Annotated in this window: 19 protein-coding genes, 1 pseudogene and 1 riboswitch; of the genes and pseudogenes, 14 read left to right on the forward strand and 6 right to left on the reverse strand. The window is 48.3% G+C overall.

The annotated features are described in order from the left end of the window. Window positions 1-4: 4 nt before the first annotated feature. Entirely contained in the window at window positions 5-1000 is a 996-nt protein-coding gene (locus tag BRW83_RS01660) for a phosphonate dehydrogenase (RefSeq protein WP_005882154.1), read from the forward strand. 41 nt (window positions 1001-1041) lie between these two features. Here the strand turns inward: BRW83_RS01660 and BRW83_RS01665 are convergent, their stop codons facing one another. Then, a complete protein-coding gene (locus BRW83_RS01665; RefSeq protein ID WP_005882151.1) occupies window positions 1042-1704 on the reverse strand; it encodes a UPF0149 family protein in 663 nt (220 codons plus the stop codon). Between the two features lie 223 nt (window positions 1705-1927). On the opposite strand from BRW83_RS01665, the gene BRW83_RS01670 reads away from it, so the two are divergent. Next, window positions 1928-2353 carry an OsmC family protein gene (locus tag BRW83_RS01670; protein ID WP_005882149.1) on the forward strand — a complete coding sequence of 142 codons (426 nt, stop codon included), beginning with the start codon at window positions 1928-1930 and terminating at the stop codon, window positions 2351-2353. A gap of 60 nt (window positions 2354-2413) precedes the next feature. On the opposite strand, the gene BRW83_RS01675 is transcribed toward BRW83_RS01670, so the two are convergent. Both BRW83_RS01675 and BRW83_RS01680 read right to left on the reverse strand, forming a co-directional pair. Next, a complete protein-coding gene (locus BRW83_RS01675) occupies window positions 2414-2995 on the reverse strand; it encodes a glycine zipper family protein (protein WP_005882147.1) in 582 nt (193 codons plus the stop codon). After that, window positions 2992-3366 (reverse strand): hypothetical protein, encoded by a 375-nt coding sequence (locus BRW83_RS01680; RefSeq protein WP_036604057.1) that lies wholly within the window; start codon window positions 3364-3366, stop codon window positions 2992-2994. Before BRW83_RS01680 ends, BRW83_RS01675 begins: the two co-directional genes overlap by 4 nt. 213 nt (window positions 3367-3579) lie before the next feature. On the opposite strand from BRW83_RS01680, the gene BRW83_RS01685 reads away from it, so the two are divergent. Next, a complete protein-coding gene (locus BRW83_RS01685) occupies window positions 3580-4842 on the forward strand; it encodes a cation:proton antiporter (protein WP_005882145.1) in 1263 nt (420 codons plus the stop codon). A gap of 51 nt (window positions 4843-4893) precedes the next feature. On the opposite strand, the gene BRW83_RS01690 is transcribed toward BRW83_RS01685, so the two are convergent. Beyond that, on the reverse strand, window positions 4894-5076 hold the full coding sequence (locus BRW83_RS01690; RefSeq protein WP_005882143.1) for a 4-oxalocrotonate tautomerase: 183 nt from the start codon (window positions 5074-5076) through the stop codon (window positions 4894-4896). 304 nt (window positions 5077-5380) lie between these two features. Between BRW83_RS01690 and glyA the strand changes: the two genes are divergently transcribed. From glyA to BRW83_RS01705, 3 genes are all read left to right on the forward strand, one after another. Next, window positions 5381-6628, forward strand: a complete 1248-nt coding sequence (glyA, locus tag BRW83_RS01695) for a serine hydroxymethyltransferase (RefSeq protein WP_005882141.1) — start codon at window positions 5381-5383, stop codon at window positions 6626-6628. Window positions 6629-6726: 98 nt separating this feature from the next. After that, window positions 6727-7848 (forward strand): bifunctional diaminohydroxyphosphoribosylaminopyrimidine deaminase/5-amino-6-(5-phosphoribosylamino)uracil reductase RibD, encoded by a 1122-nt coding sequence (gene ribD / locus BRW83_RS01700; protein ID WP_050757748.1) that lies wholly within the window; start codon window positions 6727-6729, stop codon window positions 7846-7848. Window positions 7849-7860: 12 nt separating this feature from the next. Further along, window positions 7861-8475 (forward strand): riboflavin synthase, encoded by a 615-nt coding sequence (locus BRW83_RS01705; protein WP_005882137.1) that lies wholly within the window; start codon window positions 7861-7863, stop codon window positions 8473-8475. Window positions 8476-8522: 47 nt separating this feature from the next. Here BRW83_RS01705 and BRW83_RS01710 read toward each other — a convergent pair whose 3' ends face one another. Next, on the reverse strand, window positions 8523-10058 hold the full coding sequence (locus BRW83_RS01710) for an SEL1-like repeat protein (protein WP_036603257.1): 1536 nt from the start codon (window positions 10056-10058) through the stop codon (window positions 8523-8525). Between the two features lie 613 nt (window positions 10059-10671). Between BRW83_RS01710 and BRW83_RS01720 the strand changes: the two genes are divergently transcribed. The 5 genes from BRW83_RS01720 to BRW83_RS01740 all read left to right on the forward strand — a co-directional run bounded on the left by BRW83_RS01720 (window position 10672) and on the right by BRW83_RS01740 (window position 16401). Further along, entirely contained in the window at window positions 10672-11766 is a 1095-nt protein-coding gene (locus tag BRW83_RS01720) for a porin (RefSeq protein WP_086131734.1), read from the forward strand. A gap of 399 nt (window positions 11767-12165) precedes the next feature. After that, complete coding sequence (locus BRW83_RS01725) at window positions 12166-13260, forward strand: porin (protein WP_086131734.1); 1095 nt, start codon at window positions 12166-12168, stop codon at window positions 13258-13260. 294 nt (window positions 13261-13554) lie between these two features. Continuing rightward, window positions 13555-15372 (forward strand): glutamine--fructose-6-phosphate transaminase (isomerizing), encoded by a 1818-nt coding sequence (glmS, locus tag BRW83_RS01730; RefSeq protein WP_036603254.1) that lies wholly within the window; start codon window positions 13555-13557, stop codon window positions 15370-15372. A 65-nt stretch (window positions 15373-15437) separates the two neighbouring features. Then, window positions 15438-15707 carry a hypothetical protein gene (locus BRW83_RS01735; RefSeq protein ID WP_005882129.1) on the forward strand — a complete coding sequence of 90 codons (270 nt, stop codon included), beginning with the start codon at window positions 15438-15440 and terminating at the stop codon, window positions 15705-15707. A gap of 70 nt (window positions 15708-15777) precedes the next feature. Beyond that, window positions 15778-16401: a TatD family nuclease-associated radical SAM protein gene (locus BRW83_RS01740; protein WP_005882127.1), complete on the forward strand. Its 624-nt coding sequence runs from the start codon at window positions 15778-15780 to the stop codon at window positions 16399-16401. A 17-nt stretch (window positions 16402-16418) separates the two neighbouring features. Here BRW83_RS01740 and BRW83_RS01745 read toward each other — a convergent pair whose 3' ends face one another. Beyond that, the gene (locus tag BRW83_RS01745) at window positions 16419-17234 is read right to left on the reverse strand and encodes a glycosyltransferase (protein WP_005882125.1); all 816 of its coding nucleotides are present in this window, start codon (window positions 17232-17234) and stop codon (window positions 16419-16421) included. Window positions 17235-17472: 238 nt separating this feature from the next. Next, window positions 17473-17666, forward strand: a riboswitch (cobalamin riboswitch). Between the two features lie 134 nt (window positions 17667-17800). Here BRW83_RS01745 and BRW83_RS01750 point away from each other — a divergent pair. From BRW83_RS01750 to BRW83_RS01765, 3 genes and pseudogenes are all read left to right on the forward strand, one after another. Then, a pseudogene (locus BRW83_RS01750) lies at window positions 17801-20044 on the forward strand (ribonucleoside triphosphate reductase); the annotation flags it as partial. Between the two features lie 7 nt (window positions 20045-20051). After that, a complete protein-coding gene (locus BRW83_RS01760; protein WP_005882118.1) occupies window positions 20052-20735 on the forward strand; it encodes an anaerobic ribonucleoside-triphosphate reductase activating protein in 684 nt (227 codons plus the stop codon). A gap of 108 nt (window positions 20736-20843) precedes the next feature. Further along, window positions 20844-22187 carry a hemolysin family protein gene (locus BRW83_RS01765; RefSeq protein WP_036603247.1) on the forward strand — a complete coding sequence of 448 codons (1344 nt, stop codon included), beginning with the start codon at window positions 20844-20846 and terminating at the stop codon, window positions 22185-22187. Window positions 22188-22217: the final 30 nt, after the last annotated feature.

Raw genomic sequence — 22217 nt, forward strand, 5'->3', positions numbered from 1 at the left:
CGAAATGAATAAACAGAAAGTCGTGCTGACCCATTGGGTTCATCCTGAGATTGTTGAAATGCTTCAGGAAAAAACGGATGTTGTCGCCAATTTATCCAGAAAAACCTTTACAAGGGATGAGCTGCTCGAACGAGCAGCTGCTGCGGATGCATTGATGGCGTTTATGCCGGATTGTATCGATGAGGATTTTCTAAAGGCTTGCCCGAAGCTGAAAGTGATCGGAGCTGCGTTGAAAGGCTACGACAATTTCGATGTGAAAGCCTGTACCGAACGTGGCGTATGGCTGACAATAGCGCCGGATCTGTTGACGATCCCGACAGCTGAACTGACAGTAGGTCTTGTTCTGGCAATAACGCGCAATATGCTTGAAGGGGATCGCCATATCCGCAGTGGGCAGTTCAATGGATGGCGGCCTGAACTTTATGGCTTGGGGCTTCACAAACGAACTGCGGGTATTATCGGAATGGGTTTTGTCGGGAAAGCCGTTGCCGAGCGGTTAAAAGGTTTCGGTATGGATATCCTTTATGCGGATCAATCCCCTTTATCGCAGGAAGAAGAGAGGGAACTGGGCCTGACCCGAACAGGTTTGCCGCAGCTGATGCACTCGAGCGACGTTGTCATTCCTTTATTGCCGCTGACTGAACAGACCTTTCATTTGTTCGATAAGGATATTCTGGGGCAAATGAAACAGGGCAGTTATCTGGTCAACGCCTGCAGGGGGTCGGTTGTTGACGAGAAAGCAGTTGTACATTCTCTTAAAACAGGCCAACTGGCAGGATATGCCGCCGATGTTTTTGAAATGGAAGACTGGATACGCTCCGATCGTCCGAGGGAAATCCCACAAGAATTGCTGGATAATACGGCGCAAACTTTCTTTACTCCTCATCTCGGTTCCGCTGTTGATGAAATCAGGATCGAAATCGAACGATATTGTGCCACAAGCATTTTGCAGGCACTTGCCGGAGACATTCCGGATGGGCGGGTGAACGATATTCGTTGAAACAGAAATAAAAAAGGACAGCTTTGCTGTCCTTTTTTTGATTAATGCAGAGGAGAGGATTTCCTGTTTTTTTCGCGCTGTTCCTCAAAGTGGTCATAAATTTTGGGAAGGTTCGAAACGATCGTTGTAACGATTTCTTCCCGCTCTTCTGCCGGGATTTGCTGGCATCCGGACACTTCGGGAATGTATTCGGAATACAGTTTCAGAATCGGGGTCAATAACCCTTCTTGTTTGCTTGTTTCGACCATTTCCTTCCAGGCATCCCGACGCAGATCCATACCCAGAATGAAGCCGTATGCCCATTCATTGGCGCTGCATTTTCCATCAGGATCGGCATAAAGGAACGGGTAATATTCATTATTGCGTTTCAGAACAGATTCAATGTATTCCCAATGCTGTTTTAACGCCCCCATGATCTCATCAGCCTCTTCCTGATTTTTGAATTCCGGCATTTTGCCGCCGAAGATATATGGCAGATATTCTTCAGGAGAGACAGGGGATGGGCTTGTGATCAACGCGCAGAGAAAACCATCCAGCACTTCCAGATGCATGGCATTTTGAGCGGCATGGGCATCAAGATAGCGTTCCAGTGCATCCATCTGTTTGTCTGTCAGTTTGGCAGACTGGTCGTTGAAATTCAAAAAATCGTCGAGATCGCTCAGGATCGACTCATTATCTTTTTCGTTTTGATTGTTTTCAGACATAAGCAGGCCGTGGTGGTGGGATTAAAGGAAAAGAGTTCAGGAAATAGTATAACAATAGTTTTTGGACACTTGAACAATTCCACATGACGATTGTTATCTGTTTTAATTAAATAGCCGTCCTCTGCTATAAATCAAAAAGATTTCGGTAGCTGCCCATATTATTTTCCTTAATGAAACGATTTTTCATTTGTATTACCTAAATTGAATATTACCGGGAGAAATTATGAATCGCACAGGAACAGCCCGCTGGTATGGCGGTATCAAAGATGGCAAAGGCACACTCACGACGGAGAGCAATACGCTGTCAAATACACCTTATTCCTTTTCGGCACGTTTTAAAGATGGAAGCGGAACCAATCCGGAAGAACTGATTGCAGCCGCTCATGCAGGATGTTTTACCATGGATCTTTCCGGAAGGTTAGGTGCGGCCAATATGGTGGCAGATGAAATCGACACAACGGCAACGCTGACGATGGAAAAAACGGACAAGGGCTTTACCATTACGAAAATCCATCTGGACGTTAAAGCGAAAATTCCTGGAGGGGATGTCTACGAATTCCAGACTGCTGTGGGAAGGGCAAAGGAAGGATGCCCGGTGTCAAGATTGCTGAATGCCGAGATAACGGTTGATGCACAGCTGGTCAGCTGAACAGGTCAGACTGAAAGCAAATAAAAAGACGGCTGAAAAACAGCCGTCTTTTTTGTCGTATTATTGGCCCGGAACGATATATCGGGCTGGGGGTGGTGTCTGCGTATTGGGAGGTGGTCCATAATCCGGCTGTCGCTGGGGAGCATTCTGTGTATTTCCGCTTGAGTAATTCGTCGTAACGGGAATGCTGTTGCCCCTTGAATACATACATTGCTGGTAGGCATTGTCGTAGCGTAGCTGTGCCTGATAACTGCTGGTCGTACCGGAACCGGCGCCCGTCAATCCCCCGAATACCAGACCCACTCCGGCTCCGACTGCCGCGCCATGACCACCGTCGATCAGTGCGCCTCCTGCAGCGCCCAGAGCCGTTCCTACCGCCGCGCTTTTGACACCGCTGTTGATGGCCGCGTCATTTGAATTGGTGCCTGTCTGGGATGCTGCGTATTGGCGGCACAATAAATCATCAGCACGGAACTGTTCGAAACTGACCCCTTTCCCCGGAAGTACCATAACGTTCGGGCCGGAAGGCATTGACGAACAGGCTGCCAGTGCAAGCGGGAGGAGAAACAGAAAATATCGGGATTGACGTGGCTTTTTCAACTCTCCCGGATTGCAGAGTTTGGATTTTGTCGGTGTCATCATTGGGTTCCTTCTGGGAATGGAATGACTCGTTGCCAATTGGCGTTGCATTTCAGGACATACGGATAATATCCCTTCGGGTCAGAACAGTAGTACCAGTAATGTTGGGTATTGTTTTCAGGCGCTTTTTCGATGTAAGTGGTGGGCGTCGACTGGATAACGACCGTTTGCGGATAAGGGTAATAGGGCGCATAAGGATAGTACGGATAATAGGGAGCATATGCCGGAGAAGGCCAGATCGGGCCGCCGAACATGATTCCGATGGACGTCCTTGAACGTCCATGATAATGGCCGTGATACCTGTCTGCGAATGCGTTACTGGAAACGAGACTCCCGGAAAGAATAAAAACCAGAAAAAACAGGGTACGTTTCATCTTTGTGCCTTTGTACAAAAAAATAAAACGGTTGTTCGTCAATTTGAAACAGGACTAGAATTCACATCATTATCCATGTCTGGACCGAGTTTTTTTATAACTGAAAAACTTTGTAACAATAAGAGATGAATATTTGATCGCAAATCATGTTCTCAAGTTCCTTCCTCTTTTACAATTGATCTGTGCAATATCTTTTATTAAATTCATCCAACCATGGATAACGCTCACTGGTTTGTCCTGACAGGTGGTCTTTTACTGTTTATCGGTGTCACCTCATCGGTACTGCGTCGCTTGCCTGTCACGACAGCCATTCTCTATCTGGCTATCGGTATTCTTGTCGGACCGACCGGCCTGAATCTGTTTCATTTCAATCCATTGAAACAATCCCAGTTTCTGGAGGCGCTGACGGAAGTGGCTGTGCTGATTTCCCTGTTTTCGGCGGGGGTCAAAATGCCTGTTCCGGTCAAAATCTGGCGATGGCGTGCACCGATTCTGCTGGCTTCCGGTTCCATGGTGGTAAGCGTCGGCCTGATGACAGCGTTTGGCTGGTTTGTGCTTGGCTTGCCGATAGGCGCAGCCATTCTGCTTGCCGCGCTTCTCGCTCCGACCGATCCGGTTCTGGCGACAGATGTCCAGAGCCGTCATCCCGGAGATTCCGATAAATTGCGGTTTACCCTGACATGCGAAGCAGGCATGAATGACGGGAGTGCTTTTCCTTTTGTCGTATTGGGCATGGGTCTATTGGGTTTGCACAAAATAGGTTTTATGGGATGGAGATGGCTGTTTCTGGATGTTGTCTGGGCAACCGCAGCCGGTGTCGTCATCGGCTGGCTGGCAGGATATGGGCTGGGGCGTGTGATCAGCAAGGTTCATCAGAAATACCGGCATGGATTGCTGGATGATTTTCTGGGGCTTGGCCTGATCGGGGTGGTGTATGGTGTTTCCGAGATGTGCAATGCATGGGGATTTCTGGCCGTTTTCTTTGCAGCGGTTGCCTTGCGACAGGCTGAATATCGTGCAGCTGTAGCATCCGGAGAGCGCATTGAAGTGAAAGACACGACATCAGCAGAGACGGAACCCGCTCCATTTGTCAGTTCCAGTTCGCTGGTCTTCAACGAATACCTTGAACGTCTTTCCGAGCTGGTTCTGATCTTGCTGGTGGGGGGAACACTTTTTGTCAATTCATGGAGCTGGCGTGCGGTAGGGCTGGCGCTCTTCCTTTTCTTTGTGGCCCGTCCGGTCAGTGTTTATATCGGATTGTTGCCGTTAAGAGGACTGAAACGGGTAAAGGGATTGTCCGCATGGTTCGGCGTTCGCGGAATCGGTTCGCTTTATTATCTGATGTATGCAATCGACAAAGGGTTGTCGGAATCGCTGGCTCTGGAGCTTATTCATTTGACGCTGATCGTCATTACGCTATCCATTCTGTTTCATGGCGTCACCGTCAGGCCTTTACTACACCGTTTCTGGAAATAAACCTGTAAAAGGTTTCATGGCCTGACTGCCATGAAACCGCATAAGACATAATCAGTCACTCCAGAGCTTGCCGCCGGTGGCCCAGTTTTCCTTCTTGACGTCCTGAATAATGATGTCGACCGCACCTTCACTGCATTGCAGGGTTTTGACAGTCGCTTCGGTAATGGCTTTGACGAGTTCACGCTTTTGTTCGACAGTACGGCCTTCGAAAATTTGAATGTTGATGGTTGGCATATCATTCCTTTTCAATAATAAATCATACAAAATTGACCGGACAGATTATACGATGAGCGTCCTGAAATGAGTGAGCACTTGCAAAACGAAGCTTTACAGGCAAAGATGATTGAAGATCATTGCCTTGCTGAAACCGGGGGCATCTTGTAAAATTCTTCTCTATTTTTGTTGCGCTTTATCTTTCGGCTCTTTTCAGTTTTTTCAAGTGAAAAGGCTCATTGTGTGAACCTTTTCAGGCCGTTTATCAGATTCCATCTTTTCCTTTTAATGTGGAAAAGGTCACTTTCAATCATTGGAGTAGGACATGTTTGCTAAAGATTATTCCCTCGCTCAGGTGGATTCCGAGTTGTGGGACGCTATTTTGCGTGAGAATACCCGTCAGGAAGAACATATTGAACTGATCGCTTCCGAAAACTATTGCTCACCTGCCGTCATGCAGGCTCAGGGTTCTCAGCTGACCAATAAATATGCGGAAGGTTATCCCGGCAAACGTTATTACGGTGGTTGTGAGTACGTCGACATTGCCGAACAACTGGCTCTGGATCGTGTAAAAAAACTGTTCGGTGCCGAAGCGGCCAACGTTCAGCCCAATTCCGGTTCGCAGGCCAATCAGGCTATTTTCCTGGCAATGTTGAATCCCGGTGATACCATCATGGGGATGTCCCTTGCCGAAGGTGGTCATCTGACCCACGGTATGGCCCTGAACATGTCCGGCAAATGGTTCAACGTCGTTTCCTATGGTCTGAATGAAAAGGAAGAGATTGATTACGACAGGATGGAACAGCTGGCTCACGAACACAAGCCGAAGCTGATCATTGCCGGTGCATCCGCTTATTCCCTGCGTATTGATTTCGAACGCTTTGCCAAAGTCGCCAGGGATGTCGGCGCTTTCTTCATGGTCGATATGGCACACTATGCCGGTCTGATCGCGGCAGGAGTGTATCCAAGCCCGGTTCCTTACGCTGACTTTGTGACGTCCACCACTCACAAATCCCTGCGTGGCCCACGTGGCGGTTTCATTCTGATGAAACCGGAATTCGAACGCAAGATCAATTCCGCTGTTTTCCCTGGCTTGCAGGGCGGTCCATTGATGCACGTCATCGCTGGCAAGGCAGTGGCTTTCAAGGAAGCCTTGCAGCCTGAATTCAAAACGTATCAGGAACAGGTTCTCAAAAATGCAAGCGTACTGGCCAAAACGTTGGTTGACCGTGGTTTCCGCATTATTTCCGGACGTACCGAATCCCACGTCATGCTGGTCGATCTGCAAAGCAAGAATATCACTGGCCGTCAGGCAGAAACGATTTTGAACAGCGGTCATATCACCTGTAACAAGAATGCGATTCCAAACGATCCGCAAACGCCATTTGTCACTTCCGGCGTCCGTCTGGGCAGCCCTGCCATGACGACTCGCGGGTTCAAGGAAACCGAATCGGCAATCGTCGGTAACCTGCTGGCTGATGTGATCGAAAATCCAAACGATCAGGCTACAATTGAACGGGTACGCGCCGAAGTCAAGAAACTGACGACGGCTTTCCCGGTTTATCAGCACTGATCCGGTTTTTTCTCAAAAAGCCACCTGAATACAGGTGGCTTTTTTTATAGGGTAAAATTCCGGTTTGTCTTCGATACATTTTTTTCTTCAAAGCGAATATGGGCGAACTGAAAAAAGCTAATGATTCACTGGCCGATCATGAAAAATTCATGCGACGTGCGCTGGAACTGGCCAGGAAGTGTTCTGTCCTGACATCCCCCAATCCAAGGGTGGGGTGTGTGATCGTCAGGGATGGGGAAATTATCGGGGAAGGATTTACTCAACCCGTCGGGGGCAATCATGCCGAAGTCGAGGCATTGAACGATGTGGCGAAACGCGGACAAGATTGCCGGGGAGCAACGGTTTACGTCACTCTGGAACCATGCAGCCATCGGGGGCGTACACCTCCCTGTGCAGATGCATTGATCAGGGCAAACGTGAAACGGGTTGTTGCCGCAATTGAAGATCCAAACGTGCAGGTTGCGGGAAAAGGTCTGGCAAAGCTTAAGGCTGCTGGTATCGAGGTGCTCTGCGGCGTATTGCCAGATGAAGCAAGGGAATTGAACCGCGGATTTTTGTCCCGTTTCGAGCATGGGCGCCCCTGGGTGAGGATGAAAGTCGCTGCCAGTCTGGATGGAAAGACTGCCCTCACCAATGGCGAAAGCCAGTGGATAACGTCTGAAGCGGCCAGAAGAGATGGTCACGAATGGAGAATGCGTGCCGATGCCATCATGACCGGCATCGGGACCGTAATCAAGGATAACCCCCGGTTAAATGTACGTTTGCCGGATACGATCAGACAGCCGAAACGAATAGTGGTCGATAGCCAGCTGAAAACACCGATAGATGCACGTGTTCTGGAAAACGGGGGGGATACATGGATTTTTTCAGCCAATGCCTCGCCTTATAAAATTGAAGCGATGCAGGAAAAGGGTGTGCAAGTATTTTCTGCCATCAATGATACCGGCCGTGTCGATCTGGCTGACATGATGAAAGTCCTTGCGGAAAAGGAAATCAATGAAGTCCATGTCGAAGCCGGTGCTACTTTGAATGGCGCGCTGATTCAGGCCGGTTTTGTTGATGAAATGCTGATATATCTGGCGCCGTGTTTTCTGGGAAGCGGCAAGAACATGGTGAGCCTGAACGATATTGCCAATCTGGCCGATAAAATATCGTTCGAATTTCATGAAATCCGTACGATAGAAAACGATATAAGAATCATAGCGAGATTAACCAAATAATCGGGGAAACACATGTTTACGGGAATTATTCAGGCAGTGGGGAAAATTGAATCGGTAACACCGCAGGGTAAGGATGAAAATGCCGGTGTCCGTTTGCAAATCGATGCAGGGACGTTGCCCATGGACGATGTCAAAACGGGCGATTCGATTGCCTTGAACGGAGCCTGTATGACCGTTGTTGAAAAAACGGAAAATGGTTTCAAGATAGATGTGTCTCATGAAAGTCTGGATAAAACAACCGGATTGGACGGCACGAATGAAGTCAATCTGGAAAAGGCGATGGCATTGGGCGATATGCTGGGCGGCCATCTGGTTTCCGGTCATGTGGATGGGGTCGGTATCGTTCGCCAGTTTTCGCCTGTCGCTGAATCATGGGAGCTGGTCATTGAAGCGCCTCTTCATCTTGCAAAATTTCTCGCCTACAAGGGATCGGTGGCTGTAAACGGCGTTTCCCTGACGATCAACAACGTGACTGATATCGAAACGGGGTGCCTGTTTTCGATCAATCTGATTCCCCATACCATTGAGGTAACGACACTGAAGAATCTGAAGGCAGGTTCCCGAGTCAATCTGGAAATCGACCTGATTGCCCGTTATGTGGAACGCATGCTCACCGTCAGTAAGTAATGCGAAAAATACAGATGTTATCGATGTTCTGGGAAATCAGGAATAAACTAGGCTTCGGCTGTTTCCCGATATTCTTCATCATCTGAATTTTCCTGATAAGCGGCCGGGAGCATCGTTTTGAGGCGATATTGACGTTGTCTGTAATTACCCTCGGGACCATTCAGGCCGCAATCCACTTTTTCAAAAAGACGTCCGATTCGGGAGAGAATCTGGCGTTCCTGGCCAGTTTGAATCAGGATGAGCTTGCGCTTGCTGCGTCTGTAAAATTCACGAATATCGACCAGAAGGCAATGGCCTTTGTCGGCATTGTGGATATCGAGCAAGAGCGCTTCCGGACGTGTCAGTCCGAATACGGCAGCCAGTTCGATACGGGCGGCCAGAAATGGATGGCTGCTGAAAATTTCGTGAGTCAGGCATTCCCGTGCGCTTACCGCCCATGATGCAGGATTCGCCTTGAAAGCAATTTTATCAAGGACAGCTGCCGCGTCCGCTTTTCCGTTTCCGTTTGCTTTCTGCAGCCAGTAAACAGCCTGAATGTCATTTGATTCATCATCCCGGCGTGCCCGCCACGCATGCATGCCTCTTTCATACTGGGCTGTTGCATGTCCAAGATCTGCTGCCAATTCCAGATAACGTTGGGCATCATTCATATTTCTCTGTGAGAATTCCGCCTTCTGGTAAATAAGTGAAAGTGCGTACCATGCTTTGGCCAGACCCTGTTCACCGGCCTGAGTCAGCCATCGAATCGCTTTTTTGAAACTGGTCGCGGCCGCGCCAATACTGACGCGGATACCGTCTTCATTCATGCGCGCGTACCACAGGCCTAATGAAAAAGCGGCTTCGGCATTTTTCTGTCTGGCGGCCAATTCCCACATGGACTGAATCTCTTCTGATGCATGACCGTCCTGTTTCAGGAGCAGTTGCCCGCACCGAAACAGTAAACGGGAAGATTGTTCGTCAATATTAATGACATCACCCTGCTGGACTGCCTGAGTAATCGATCGGGCAATCGGCAAGGCATGCTGCAGAAAAACGGGGTAGTCCCTGTTTTCCCAGGCATGTTCAATCAGGGCGATCTGTGCATCGACAATGCCGGCATCGGCGGCTCTCGCTGTCCATTTAAGGGCATTGTTAATAATGGATGGCCGGGCATTCGGATCTTTGGCCAATTCAGCCAGTAACCATTGTGCTTCGGCAATATCATGATCTGCAATTGTTTCGAGAATGCGAATCGCTTCGGCATACTTTTTGTCATCGATCTGATTGGGATCTGAAAGAATCAGCCGGGCCAATACCAGACCAGCCTCATAATGCCCTTCTGTCAGGGCTGTTCTGTACCAGGACTGGATCGCCACCTGATCCGGAAAATTTCTGGCAATTTCATAAGGAATATGGTCGCCAATCAGAAGGCACGCTTCCTTATTGGATTGTGTCGCCGCACGGCTTAACCAGTGCAGGGCGGTCGTCAGACTTTGCGGCAGGCTTTTTGTTCCGAACAAATACAGTTTGCCCAACTGGAGCTGGGCTTCGTGATGGTTGGATCGTGCTTCACGCAACAGTTGTAATTCTTCTCGATTAGCCATTTAACGATGAGAAACCAAATCGACCGGTTCCATTCCTCTCAAACAAGGTTTATGGGCGATAAATTTTTTCTCCGGTTTTGGAAAGAGAAATTTTCAAATTAACAAATTTGTGTTTGTCAGACAGATATATAACCCTATTTCGTATATTAGGAAACTTTTTTGCGACATAAACGCAACATTTTGGAAGGCTGAATGTTACGGGTTGAGTCTTGAATAAAAATGTATGGATAGTGTGATCGCCGCCTTTTTATAAAGGAAATGTCAGGAAGATGACATGACGGAATGGTTTGGTAACAGAAATAGTCTTTTGCCTGGTATTGTCTGATTGCATACTTCAATAAAATTTCCTGAAAAAAGAAATAATGTTGAATTACAGCAAGTTGAATGATTCTCTTCATTTTATTTATTTGTCGCGGATAAAATGCTTTGAGTGTGATGAAAATACAACATTTTTGATTTTGAACGGTCGTAAGAACAACATCTCTGCCGTTTTTGTAACGAAATTGTGGCATTGATTTTCATCAAACGGTATCTTTCACATATCCGAGTGCTTAATTGAGCTTGGCATCAATTGAATCGACAGATTTAAGAAACCTCTAAAAGGGAAGGCAAAATGAAAAAAACTCTAATCGCATTGGCTGTGTTGGGTGCTGCTGCAGGCGTAGCCCATGCACAATCCAACGTAACCATCTACGGTATCGTTGACACCGGTTTCATCAAGGAATCCGGTTCCGACATCAAGATGGGTGAAAACGTCAACAACCGTATCGGATTCCGTGGTGTAGAAGACTTGGGTTCTGGTCAGAAAGCCACTTTCGAACTGGAAAAACGTTTCGAACTGGCTGACGGTACGCTGAAAGAAAGCAATGGTTACAAGGCTGATGGCAAGACCACTGACTGGGATGGTGCAGCCAACGTTGGTTTGAAAGGCGACAACTGGGGTGCTGTTCGTTTGGGTCGTGTTAACGAACTGACCACCGAATCCATCCGTAAATTCGATCCATTCTATCAGTACGGTGTTGCTTCCATGTTCCTGAGCAAACAGCGTTCTGCCCGTATTTCGAATACCGTTCGTTACGACAGCCTGAACTGGAGCGGTTTCCACTTTGGCGCATCTTATTCGCTGGGTGGCAACACCAATAAAGACAGCATTAAAGGCGCAATGATAGCGGTAGATCAGGCAGGTGCTGATAACGACGGTTATGCAATTTCCCTGGGTTACGACAATGGCCCTCTGTCTTTGGCAGGTAACTGGAGCCGTCTGGCAGATTCCAACAAGTCCTACACCTGGAACCTGGGTGCAGCGTACAAATTCGGCCCAGCCCGTGTTTCTCTGGCTTATGAAAATACCAAAAACAAAGGCTGGAAACTGGGTGATGAAAGCGCCGCAAATGCCGCTGCTGGCATGGCTCTGGGTGAACAATCCAAACAGCAGAACTGGTTGCTGGGTCTGGAATGGACTCTTGGCCCAGGCCGTCTGAATGCTTCCGTCAACTACAACCAGATTAAAGACGTTGCTAGCTGGAATGACAATAAAGACAACCTGAAATACGCTATTGGCTATACCTACAACCTGTCCAAACGTACATCGATTTACGGTAACGTTGCTTATACCGATTACGATGATGAACAGGCTGCTGGATATTACGGTTACAAAGGCCGTGACAGCGTCACCGGTGTACAGGTCGGTATCACCCACAAGTTCTAATTGTTTGGGATGTGATTCCAATCTGATTGGAATGGCAGCCTGATAAGAAAGAACGGAAGGCACACATGCGAGCATGTGTGCCTTTTTTTGTGTCGTAATGATCGGGAAATTTGGACAACATACCGCAAAAGGATTTGAAAAGATTAAGGGAAAACCTTTATTCGGGGTATGGAAAATTTGATATGTGGATTAATTAAAAAATATCGAAACAAGCTTATGTGTGTTTTGTAAATACAACATTTTATTGGCTAATTTAAAAAAATCAGCCATAAAAAAGTATGCCAGATACTAATTTCCCAGCTTTTTCCATCAGAACATAGTATTTTTACCCTGTCTGGATAAATCAGGTGGGATTGATTTTCACAGATTTTACACATACCTATTAAAAGGGAAGGCAAAATGAAAAAAACTCTAATCGCATTGGCTGTGTTGGGTGCTGCTGCAGGCGTAGCCCATGCACAATCCAACGTAACCATCTACGGTATCGTTGACACCGGTTTCATCAAGGAATCCGGTTCCGACATCAAGATGGGTGAAAACGTCAACAACCGTATCGGATTCCGTGGTGTAGAAGACTTGGGTTCTGGTCAGAAAGCCACTTTCGAACTGGAAAAACGTTTCGAACTGGCTGACGGTACGCTGAAAGAAAGCAATGGTTACAAGGCTGATGGCAAGACCACTGACTGGGATGGTGCAGCCAACGTTGGTTTGAAAGGCGACAACTGGGGTGCTGTTCGTTTGGGTCGTGTTAACGAACTGACCACCGAATCCATCCGTAAATTCGATCCGTTCTATCAGTACGGTGTTGCTTCCATGTTCCTGAGCAAACAGCGTTCTGCCCGTATTTCGAACACCGTTCGTTACGACAGCCTGAACTGGAGCGGTTTCCACTTTGGCGCATCTTATTCGCTGGGTGGCAACACCAATAAAGACAGCATTAAAGGCGCAATGATAGCGGTAGATCAGGCAGGTGCTGATAACGACGGTTATGCAATTTCCTTGGGTTACGACAATGGCCCTCTGTCTTTGGCAGGTAACTGGAGCCGTCTGGCAGATTCCAACAAGTCCTACACCTGGAACCTGGGTGCAGCGTACAAATTCGGCCCAGCCCGTGTTTCTCTGGCTTATGAAAATACCAAAAACAAAGGCTGGAAACTGGGTGATGAAAGCGCCGCAAATGCCGCTGCTGGCATGGCTCTGGGTGAACAATCCAAACAGCAGAACTGGTTGCTGGGTCTGGAATGGACTCTTGGCCCAGGCCGTCTGAATGCTTCCGTCAACTACAACCAGATTAAAGACGTTGCTAGCTGGAATGACAATAAAGACAACCTGAAATACGCTATTGGCTATACCTACAACCTGTCCAAACGTACATCGATTTACGGTAACGTTGCTTATACCGATTACGATGATGAACAGGCTGCTGGATATTACGGTTACAAAGGCCGTGACAGCGTCACCGGTGTACAGGTCGGTATCACCCACAAGTTCTAATTGTTTGGGATGTGATTCCAATCTGATTGGAATGGCAGCCTGATAAGAAAGAACGAAAGGCACACATGCTCGCATGTGTGCCTTTTTTATTATTTCTTTTCCGGGAAAATATTTTGCCTGTAGGATCAGGTGGATTTTTAGCTGTTGATTTTGAAATGTGAATTTTGAGCATATAAGGCAAGCTTGTGATAGTCTATTGAACCGTGAATCGGGTGTTTGTCGCTTCTCAAACGATAGAGCGCGATATAATCAATCTTTTGTATTTGTGTATGAATTCTGAATGAGGTTTTTTACATGTGTGGGATTGTAGGGGTTGTTGCCAGACGAAATGTGGTTCCGGTCATGCTGGAAGGGTTGAAGAGGCTGGAATACAGGGGATACGATTCCTGTGGCATTGCCTTGTTTACGAACGGACATCTTGAACGCTCACGCAGTACGTCACGTGTCGCGGAACTGGAAAAGCAGGTCGATCACCAGAACCTTTCGGGTTTTCTGGGAATCGCCCATACCCGCTGGGCGACGCATGGCGCTCCTACGACGGATAATGCCCATCCCCATTTTTCACGCAAACGGATTGCACTGGTTCATAACGGGATTATTGAAAATCATGCAGAGCTGCGCGAAGAACTGTCTTCACAAGGTTATGTTTTTTCAAGCCAGACCGATACGGAAGTGATTGCCCATTTGATCGATCGGCTGTATCAGGGCGATCTTTTAAAGGCAGTACAGGGAGCAGTCAGACGTTTGCGAGGAGCTTTTGCGATTGCCGTTATCTGCAAGGACGAACCGGACAGGCTGGTCGGTGCAAGAAAAGGATCACCGCTGGTTGTCGGTGTCGGTGAAAATGAGCATTTTCTGGCGTCGGATGCGATGGCGCTGGCCGGGACGACGGATAGGATCGTTTATCTTGAAGAAGGCGATATCGTCGATATCCATTTGAATAATTGCCAGATCTATTCTGAAAATGGTGAGGCAGTATCGCGTGAAGTACGGACTGTCAGCATTTTTTCAGGCGCTGCTGAATTGGGACCTTATCGCCATTTCATGCAGAAAGAAATTTTCGAGCAGCCACGCGCGATTGCGGATACCTTGCAAGGGGTTGAAGGAATCAGTTCGGAACTGTTTGGAGAAGAAGCAGCTTCCGTTCTCGGTAAAATCGATTCTTTACTGATTCTGGCGTGCGGGACCAGTTACTATGCCGGATTGACAGCCAAGTACTGGCTCGAGTCGATAGCGAAAATTCAGGTTGAAGTCGAGATCGCCAGCGAATACCGGTATCGCGATAGCGTTCCGGATGAAAACAAGCTGGTTGTAACGATCAGCCAGAGTGGGGAAACGGCGGATACGCTGGCGGGATTACGCCATGCCAACGAACTGGGTATGTTGAATTCATTGACCATTTGCAATGTGTCGACGAGTGCCATGGTGCGCGAATGCATGCTTTCTTATATTACGCGAGCCGGTGTTGAAATCGGGGTGGCATCGACCAAGGCGTTTACTACCCAGTTGACGGCGCTTTTCCTTCTGTCGTTAACGATTGCCAAAATTCGTGGAAAACTTTCTGAAAAACAGGAAGCGGCACATCTGAAATCCTTGCGCCATTTGCCAGTGGCTATTTCTGCCGTGCTGGCTTTGGAGCCGCAGATCATTGCCTGGGCCGAAGAGTTTTCCAAATATGACAATGCGCTTTTCCTCGGGCGTGGTATTCATTATCCGATTGCTCTTGAAGGAGCCTTGAAGCTGAAGGAAATTTCCTATATTCATGCGGAAGCCTATCCGGCCGGTGAATTGAAGCATGGTCCTCTGGCTTTGGTGACCGACAAGATGCCGGTGGTGACGATTGCTCCGAAAGATGATTTGCTGGAAAAACTGAAGTCCAATATGCAGGAGGTTCGTGCTCGTGGCGGCCAGCTTTATGTTTTTGCCGATTCGGACACGCAGATGATTTCGGAAGAAGGTATTCACGTTATACGCATGCCGGAGAATTATGGTTTGCTTTCGCCGATCCTGCATGTGATTCCATTGCAGTTACTGGCTTACCATACGGCACTTGTTCGCGGAACGGATGTCGACAAGCCCCGTAATCTGGCAAAATCTGTTACGGTAGAATAAAAACAGGTAGCTGATCGGCGCCAGTCTGGCCGGTTCGCTTGCCTGAATTGAAGCAAGGAGTATCTATGGATGCTTTTTGGGAATTTGTGAACAAGAGAAGTGTCCGTTTTGTCCTGGCGGCATTTTGTATCTTGCTGGCGATACAGGGCGTTTACGGTATTGTCATCGCCCGGAACGGATGGGATCTCTTCAGGGGAGCGGGAGAAATCGTGTTATGGGGGGCATGGGGACTGGTCAATCTCCTTCGGGCCCGGGGCAGGGTCATGCCAAAACTGAATATTGTCGTCAATATCGGTATTGTCATGTTATTGATCAGCTGGTTTGCCGCCCGTTGAGTTATCATGGAAATACCGGGATGTCCCCCGGCTCACTTTCTTTGAATAGACAGAATCGAGGTTATTTCTTATGGCAGAAGAAAAAAGCCAATTCGAGGATACGATAGGTTATACCCTGCACGGCAGCCGGTATCTGAACGTGACGAACCGTTGTGGGATTTTGCGGTGCGCATTTTGTCCGAAATTCAATGGTGCATGGTCTGTCAAGGAATACGATATGCGGCTTCACCATAATCCATCTGTCGAGGAACTGGTGGAGGCGGCCGGTAATCCTGCGGATTATAAAGAAATCGTTTTCTGCGGTATGGGTGAATCCACAATGCGTCTCGACGTCATGCTGGAAGTGGGCAGAAAGCTGAAGGAAAAGGGGGCGAAGTTGCGCTTAAATACCAATGGAACAGGCAGCATGCTCAATGGTCGGGATATCGCTGCGGAACTGGTCGCTGTCATACCGACGCTTTCCGTTTCATTGAATGCGCAGGATGAAGAAACCTACGATCGTCATTGCCGTCCAAAAAATGCCGGAACTTATGCGGCTGTGATTGATTTTATCAAAAGCGCGAAAAAGGCCGGTGGCGATGTAACGGTGACGGCTATCGACGGTTTACCGGGTGTCGACATTGCGAAATGTGAGGCGATTGCCAACGATCTGGGCGTCAAGTTCAGGCGCCGTGTTCTGGATGATCTGGTTTGACATTGACCGGACATGGCCTAACTTTTGAGTATTCCATGATCAGTATATTTGCTGAACATTGATTTTGTCTCATTCTGGATAAGGCGCGTTGCTTCGGTTATGACGCTATCGTCAAATCCAAATATATGGGACAAATGTACGCAGACCGCAGAATAGCGTATTCGTTTTACCCTGACACCTGAATTTTTCAGGCGATCTCCTATTTCCTTATCCTCGCCGCCGTCCAGAATCCGCTCGTCAAAACCGTTCACGCTGATAATGTCACTTTTCCAGCCCGAGGCATTGTGTCCATTCCATCTGTTTTCGGTTGGGATAAGATTGAGCAGTGCGTTGAATGGCCAGCGTGCGATCAGCCGAAGTTTTTTGGCATAGGTAGGATATCCGTGTGACTGGAGCCACATAATGTCGAATGCATCATTTGACAGAATTTCTTCCTGACCTATCTGCAAGCTGCAACACATCGGCAATTTGCTGTGGCCACCTGACAGAAAATGATTCGGGGTCGCCTTGTTTTTGTGGTTCTTCACAAAATCAAATCGTGGAATGCAATTGTCTTCCGTAAAAATAAGATAATCACCTTCGGCATGCATGACAGCCCGATTGAGCATGCGACTTTTCTGGCAGCCATTTTGAGGATGCCATAAATGCTCAACTTCCATGCCTGAGGTTTTGCGAAAGTTGTCAATCAGGGTCCTGGTCTGGTGAGTCGAGCCGTCGTCTGCAATGATCAGCTGGAATTGTTTATAGTTCTGGTTTTCATAACCCCACAATACCTTCTCAAGCCATTCGGGTGAGTTACGAGTGCTGATAATCACGGAGATGGGGTGTGTCATTAAATGCCTTGTCGGAAAAAGAAAATGGAGAGCGTCTGCTAAATAGTACCCTAATAAGTTATTGAAAAATATTTTTTTCAGGATTATTACAATTTAGATCCTTGTGAGGTTTGAACATATGTGGCATATCCATTTATGACGAAATCCGGCCAACTGAATTAATGAAAAAGAAGGGTGAAAAAGTGAAAATTAAACTCATCGCTTGACCTTTGCCAACAGCACGATCTTTAAAGTTAAGCTATACTTCATCCGTAATGGTTCCCCAAAAAAGGGGATAAAAGGGAATTCGGTTCCGTCCACACGGGCTATTCCGAAGCTGCCCCCGCAACTGTATGCGGTAGTGATGCATCTGTAAACCACTGGGAAACCGGGAAGGAAGATGTAGTGCGTTAATCCGCAAGCCAGGAGACCTGCCATTGCATGAATTTCCCGAAACCAGGGCGGGGTGCCCTGAAGGAAAACTGTCTTTGCCGGAATGTTTGTACACTTTTTTTGTGGTCGAATTCTGTGGCTCTCCGGATCTGTTTTCTTTGCGTGCCCTGTCCAGAACGAACAGAGGTTATTGAATGAAAGCGGAAGAAAGCGCCGTTATCGACAGGGATCCCGTATCGCCCACACCATCCGTATTGCCGCCCTTGCCGCAACGTATTATCAAACGTGACGGGGCCGATGTTCCTTTCGATGCCAACCGGATTACTGTCGCGCTGACCAAAGCCGGAAGAGCTACCGGAGATTTTGGTGAAGATGAAGCCCAGTTGCTCACGCAAAGAACGCTTAAGGTTTTGCGCCATCGGTTTGTCGGAGCACCCCCGACAGTTGAACAGGTTCAGGATGTCGTCGAGCAGATGCTTGTCGATGCCAATCACACCAAGACTTTCCGTGCCTATGCCACGTATCGTGACCAGCGCCATCGTTTGCGTCAGGACAGAAGGACGCTGGTCGATGTCGCTTCTTCGGTTGAAGAATATGTCGATCGTGCCGACTGGCGCGTACAGGCCAATGCCAATCAGGGATATTCGCTTGGTGGCCTGATTCTGAATGTTTCCGGCAAGGTAACAGCCAATTACTGGCTGAGCCACGTTTACTCCCCTGAAATAGGACAGGCTCACCGGGATGCCGATTATCATATTCACGATCTGGACATGCTGTGCGGTTATTGTGCCGGGTGGTCTTTGAGACAGCTTCTGTATGAAGGCTTTAATGGCATTGCCGGTAAACCTGAAGCGGACCCTCCCAAACACTTCTCGACCGCGTTGGGCCAGATGGTCAATTTTCTGGGTACGCTTCAAAACGAATGGGCCGGTGCACAGGCATTCAGTTCCTTTGATACGTATCTGGCTCCTTATGTCAGAAATGACAAGCTCTCCTATGACAATGTTCGCCAGAGCATGCAGGAATTCATTTACAACCTGAATGTGCCATCACGCTGGGGAACGCAGACACCGTTTACCAACCTGACTTTCGACTGGGTTTGCCCGGAAGATTTGCGCGAACAGGTGCCGGTGATTGCCGGTCAGGAGATGCCGTTCAGGTATGGTGAATTGCAGGAAGAAATGGATATGTTGAACCGTGCCTACATCGAGGTGATGACGGCAGGTGACCGGCGTGGCAGGGTATTCACTTTCCCGATCCCGACATACAACATCACGTCCGATTTTCCCTGGGAATCTGAAAATGCCGAGCGCCTGTTTGCGATGACGGCGAAATACGGTTTGCCGTATTTCCAGAATTTTCTGAATTCGGACCTTTCACCGAATATGGTCCGTTCTATGTGCTGTCGTTTGCAGCTGGATTTGAGGGAACTGCTAAAACGCGGTAACGGCCTGTTCGGTTCAGCGGAACAGACTGGCTCGATTGGTGTGGTGACGATCAATTGTGCGCGTCTCGGCTATCTGTTCAAAGGGAATGAAAAAGGACTTCTGGCCCGTCTGGATTATCTGGCGGACATGGCAAAGGACAGTCTGGAAATCAAACGGAAAGTGGTGCAGCGTTTGATGGATGATGGGCTTTTCCCTTATACACGCCGTTATCTGGGCAAGCTGCGCAATCACTTTTCGACAATTGGCGTTAACGGTATCAATGAAATGGTCCGTAATTTCACCGATGACAAAGACGATATTACGACCGAGTTCGGTCATGCGCTGGCCTTGCGCCTGCTGGATCATTTGCGTGAACGGATGAAGGGATATCAGGAAGAAACGGGCAGTCTTTACAATCTGGAAGCCACACCGGCTGAAGGAACGACATACCGGTTCGCCCGAGAAGACAAGAAACGGTATCCGGGTATTTTGCAGGCTGGTACAAAAGAGCATCCTTATTACACCAATTCTTCCCAGTTGCCTGTCGGTTATACCGATGATCCGTTTGAAGCCCTGAATTGTCAGGATGATTTGCAGATCCGTTATACCGGCGGTACGGTGCTTCACCTGTATATGCAGGAACAGATTTCGTCGCCGGAAGCCTGCAGGAAACTGGTGAAAACGGCATTGACGAATTATCGCCTGCCTTATCTGACAGTGACCCCAACGTTCTCGATTTGTCCGAAGCATGGTTATCTGGCAGGAGAACACGAATTTTGTCCGGTTTGCGACGAAGAGCTTATGGCTGAAATGTCGAAAACCCCGCAATGATTTTTAATGAAAGGAATGAAAATGGATAAATCACAATTGCCACAGGAAAAAAGACAGCGCTGTGAAGTCTGGACACGCGTAATGGGTTATCACAGACCAGTTTCCGAATTCAATCCGGGAAAGCAAAGCGAACATCACGACCGTGTTCATTTTGCTGAAACCCCCGTTGCCGAGCTGGATAAGATTTGTGGTTGCGGTCGATAATATCGATATTCACGTGGGGGGAATCACGCCGTTTACGACGATCGATTTCCCCGGCAGACTGGCAGCCGTTATTTTCTGTCAGGGTTGTCCCTGGCGTTGTCGTTACTGCCATAACCGGCATTTGCTCGAGTCAGGAGAAGCCGGACAGTATTCCTGGAACGATACCTTCCGATGGCTTGAAACCCGACGGGGGCTGCTTGATGGAGTGGTTTTCAGTGGTGGTGAGCCTTTGTTGCAAAAGCAATTGCCTGAAGCGATCGGGCAAATTCATCAAAACGGTTTTGAGGTTGCCTTGCATACTTCAGGAGTTTATCCGGAAAGATTGTCAAAGGTCCTTCCTTTGATTGAATGGGTCGGACTGGATATCAAGGCTCCTTTCGATGAGTATGAACTCATTACCGGCGGTGGTAATGGACAGCGTGCAAAAGACTCCCTTATCCGGATTCTGGATTCGGGAAAGGATTTTGAATTGCGCTGTACCGTCGATCCTCTTTTCTTCAATCCCGACAATGCCGGAAAAATGGCGAGACAATTGATGGAGTTGGGTGTCAGCCATCTGGTTTTGCAACCATACCGGGATCTTGTCAACAGACGCACTCAGGCCGTCTCGAAAGAAATCATCGCATCCATAGAGCAATTTCTTCCGGTCGTGAAACAACGCCATTGAATATTTCTCAGCATATGGCTTAAGTTTTATCAAACAAATCAATATCCTGAACATGCCGGATGATTGACTGCGTTACCATGATTTTGTTGGTTTTGACTGGTGACGGATATGGACGGTTTTCTGACGGATGTGTTGCTGCTGGTCGCATTGACCTTGGTAAATGGCCTTTTCGCCATGTCGGAAATCGCGCTCGTTTCTTCCAGAAAGGTTCGTTTGCAGAACCTGTCGGATAAAGGTAACTCAGGCGCCAGAAAAGCGCTTGAACTGGTTCGTTTTCCTTCCCGTTTTCTGTCGACCATTCAGGTCGGGATTACATCCATCGGCATATTGAGCGGTGCTATCGGTGAAAAGGTTTTGTCTGCGCCATTGGCCAAATGGATTGCGGAAGTTCCGTTTTTTCAGCCATATGCACACGGTATCGCTTTGACCTTGACCGTCATTGCATTGACGTATTTTACAGTGGTTATCGGTGAACTCGTCCCCAAAAGTCTGGCGCTGCTGGCGCCGGAAAGGTGGGCTTCGCTGATGGCAAGACCTTTGAGCTGGGTTGCTTTTGTTTCCCGTCCTCTGGTGCTGTTACTGGCGAGATCGAGTGAGTGGCTCCTGGAAGCATTTGGAGTGAAGAAGGACAATGAGCCTCCTGTCAGCGATAACGAGATCAAAGCATTGATGGTACAGGGAACCCGGGCCGGAGTTTTTCATGAGAGCGAAGAGGAGATTGTTTCCAATGTCCTCAGGCTGGACCAGCAACCGGTTATGGAAATCATGACGCCCAGACACGATATGGCGATAATCGATTTGAACGATTCGATCGAGAAAGTCAGGAACCGGATTGTCGAATCGGATCATACGCGCCTGGTGGTCTGCAAAAACGGTCTTCAACATGTTCTCGGAATTCTCCGGACAGGGGATTTATTGAAAAAGACGGTGAACGGAAATGCCGTTACTTTTGAAGATATCCGGCATGTCTTGCGTAGTCCGGCCTATGTTCCCGAGGCCGTCAGTACGATCCAGTTGATGGAAAACTTCCGCCGCTCGAACAATTCGTTTGCCCTGATTGTCGACGAGTATGGTGAAGTACAAGGGATGGTAACCCTGACGGATGTCCTTGCGGCGATTGTCGGGGACTATTCCAGTCCGGAAATCACGGCTGAAAACGATCTTGTCCGGCGTGGCGACGGTTCCTGGCTGGCGGATGGTGAAATGAGTATGGAGCGGCTGACGGACGAGTTGGGCATAAAAGGAACTTTGCCGGGGGAGGAGACCCATCGTTTTCACACAGTTGGCGGATTCGTCATGTATATGCTGGGCAAAATTCCTGCACCGGCGGATAGTTTTGAAATCGATGGCTGGCGGTTTGAAGTGATGGATATGGATAAGAACCGGGTCGATAAAGTGCTGGTTTCCAAAGTCAAGGTTCCGGAAGATGGTTTTGAGGATGAGTTGTCATGATACTGCGCTGTTGCATGATGCCTGATCTTT

It is taken from the genome of Oxalobacter formigenes (assembly GCF_002127965.1).
GTDB lineage: Bacteria > Pseudomonadota > Gammaproteobacteria > Burkholderiales > Burkholderiaceae_D > Oxalobacter > Oxalobacter formigenes.